Annotated in this window: 2 protein-coding genes; both read left to right on the top strand. The window is 69.5% G+C overall.

Annotated features, from left to right (window positions below):
- Nucleotides 1–102 precede the first annotated feature (102 nt).
- Entirely contained in the window at nucleotides 103–1227 is a 1125-nt protein-coding gene (gene recF, locus ACZJYS_RS23700) for a DNA replication/repair protein RecF (protein ID WP_493180558.1), read from the top strand.
- A 54-nt stretch (nucleotides 1228–1281) separates the two neighbouring features.
- A partial coding sequence (locus ACZJYS_RS23695) for a DNA gyrase subunit B (RefSeq protein ID WP_493180557.1) occupies nucleotides 1282–3201 on the top strand: 1920 nt, incomplete at its 3' end.

Here is a 3201-nt window from a genome sequence, read left to right as displayed (position 1 = left end):
AACAATCCTCATATTCAAAGCAGCCCGTCTTGCCAAAACATGGCAGGTACGGGCCTATCGCGTTCCGTGGACCATACACCCGCCCTACAACTCCGCCGCCTCATGCTGCAGGATTTTCGCAGCTATGCCGCGCTGGATCAGGGCTTCACCGCGCGCATCGTGGTGATTGCCGGGCCGAACGGCGTCGGAAAGACCAACCTTCTGGAAGCCATCAGCCTGCTCTCTCCCGGCCGTGGGTTGCGCATGGCCCGCGGTGCCGAACTAGGCCGGCGAGAGGGTAAGGAAGGATTGTCCTGGGCCATCGCCGGGCATTTCGAGGGGCGGGCAGGCCCGCTGGTCATCGGTACCGGCGCGGGGGCAGGGCAGGATCGGCGCAGCTTCCGGCTCGACGGCGCCGCCATTCGCAACCAGGCCGAACTCTCCGCGCATATCGCCATGCTCTGGCTGACGCCGCAGATGGACCGCCTGTTCCAGGAAGGCGCCAGCGGCCGCCGCAAGTTCCTCGATCGCCTCGTCTGGTCGCTGGAGCCCACCCATGCGCGGGACGTGGCGGCGCATGACGCGGCCATGACCCAGCGCAACCGCCTGCTTGCGGAAGGACGCCGCGATGCCGCCTGGCTGGCGGCGCTGGAGGACACCATGGCGCGCCATGGCGTGGCCGCCATCGCTGCCCGCCGCGCCATGGCGGGGCAGCTGAACGCCGCCCTGGCCGAAGGCGTCGCCGGCGCCTTCCCGGCGGCGCGGCTGGAACTGCTGTGCCCGATCGCCGATGCCCTGGCCGAACGGCCCGCCCTGGCCGTCGAGGAGCAGCTGCGTGCCGGCCTGCAGGCCGACCGCGCGCGGGATGCCGCCGCCGGCGGCGCCCGCCAGGGCGCGCACCGTACCGATCTGCGCATGCTCCTGCTGCCCAAGGCCATCCCCGCCGAGCTCTGCTCCACCGGGGAGCAGAAGGCGCTCCTGGTCAGCGTCGTGCTGGCGCAGGCGGCGCTGGTGGCGGGCCAGCGCGGCTTCGCGCCCCTGCTGCTGCTGGACGAGGTGGCCGCGCACCTGGACCCCGGGCGCCGCGCCGCCTTGTTCGCGGCGCTTGCCATCCTGCCCGCGCAGTGCTTTCTCACCGGCACCGAGGCCGCGCCCTTCGCGCCGCTCGCCGGCACGGCGCAATTCCTGGAGGGCGAGCCGGGCGGGCTTCGCCTTCCTGCGGATTTCCCCGTGCCCAACAGCCGATAAAATGCTATAAATCCGTGTGTTTCCGCACGTCGTCAGCAGGAGTTTTCCGCCGGCATGAGTGAGTCCGCGCGCGCGCCGTCCCCCGCCACCGAGCTGCCGGCGGACGCCTATGACAGCGCCTCCATCACCGTGCTGCGCGGGCTGGAAGCTGTCCGCAAGCGCCCTGGCATGTACATCGGCGACACCGATGACGGCTCGGGCCTGCACCACATGGCCTTCGAGATCATCGACAACGCGGTGGACGAGGCCCAGGCCGGCTACGCCACGCGCTGCGAGGTGGTGCTGAACGCCGATGGCTCCGTCACCGTCACCGACGATGGCCGCGGGATCCCGACCGACATCCATGCCGAGGAAGGCGTCTCCGCCGCCGAGGTGGTGCTGACGCGGCTGCACGCCGGCGGCAAGTTCAACCAGAATTCCTACAAGGTCTCCGGCGGCCTGCACGGCGTCGGCGCCGCGGTGGTGAACGCGCTCTCCGAGTGGATGGAGGTGGTGATCTGGCGCGAGGGCCAGGAGCACTTCATCCGCTTCGAGCATGGCGAGACGGTGCAGCCGCTGAAGGTGGTCGGCCCCTCCGTCCACGGCAACGGCACCCGCGTCACCTTCAAGCCCTCCTCCGGCACCTTCACCCGCACGGAATACGAGTTCTCCGTGCTGGAGAAGCGCCTGCGCGAGTTGGCCTTCCTCAATTCCGGCCTGGCCATCTCGCTGCGCGACGAGCGCCCGGTAGCGCTGGGCGAGCCGGCGCGCGAGACGAACTTCCGCTTCGATGGCGGCCTCGTCGCCTTCGTCGAATGGCTGGACCGCTCGAAGGAGCCGCTGTTCAAGCCGGCCATCAGCCTGAAGGCCAAGGAAGGCACCGGCATCCAGGTCGAGCTGGCGATGTGGTGGAACAACAGCCCGCACGAGCTGGCGCTGTGCTTCACCAACAACATCCCGCAGCGCGACGGCGGCACCCACCAGGCCGGCTTCCGCCAGGCGCTGACCCGCGTGGTGATGAAATACGCCGAGGAGCTGGCCAAGAAGGAGAAGGTCGAGCTCTCCGGCGAGGACATGCGCGAGGGGCTGACCGCCGTGGTTTCGGTGAAGGTGCCGGACCCGAAATTCTCCTCGCAGACCAAGGACAAGCTGGTCTCCTCCGAGGTGCAGCCGGTGGTGCACATGGCGGTGGCCGATGCGCTCTCCCACTGGTTCGAGACGCACCCGAAGGAAGCACGCATCGTGCTCGACCAGGTCGTGCTCGCCGCCGCCGCCCGCAAGGCGGCGCAGCTGGCGCGCGAGAAGGTCGGCCGCAAGAACGCGCTCGATATCAGCACGCTCCCCGGCAAGCTGGCCGACTGCCAGGAGAAGGACCCCACCAAGTGCGAGATCTTCCTCGTCGAGGGTGACTCCGCCGGCGGCTCCGCCAAGCAGGGACGCGACCGGCGCTTCCAGGCCATCCTGCCGCTGAAGGGCAAGATCCTGAACGTCGAGCGCGCGCGCATCGACAAGATGCTCTCCTCCGCCGAGATCGGCACGCTGATCACCGCGCTCGGCACCGGCATCGGCACCGGGCCGGTGGAGAAGGGCGGCTTCTCGGCCGACAAGCTGCGCTACCACCGCATCGTCATCATGACCGACGCCGATGTGGACGGCTCGCACATCCGCACCCTGCTGCTGACCTTCTTCTTCCGGCAGATGCCGGAGCTGCTGCACCGCGGCCACCTCTACATCGCCCAGCCGCCCCTCTACCGCGCCAAGCGCGGGCAGGAGGAGCGCTACCTCAAGGACGACCGGGCGCTGGAGGACTTCCTGCTGGAGAAGGCCCTGCACAACGCCAGCCTGCGCTATGGCGATGGCCGCGTGGTGGAGGGCGACGCGCTGCGGGAGGTGGTGGAAGGCCTGCGGCAGACCGCGCACCGCATCCGCCGCCTCGCCAACAACATCGTGCCGACCGAGCTGGTGGAGCAGGCCGCCATCACCGGCGCGCTGAAC

The sequence above is a fragment of the Roseomonas sp. TS2 genome (assembly GCF_058833935.1).
This window is presented reverse-complemented; position numbering and strand designations above follow the sequence as displayed.

Coding starts and splice junctions, on each gene's coding strand:
- recF (WP_493180558.1), top strand. CDS start 103: ATGCTGCAGGATTTTCGCAGCTATGCCGCGCTGGATCAGGGCTTCACC.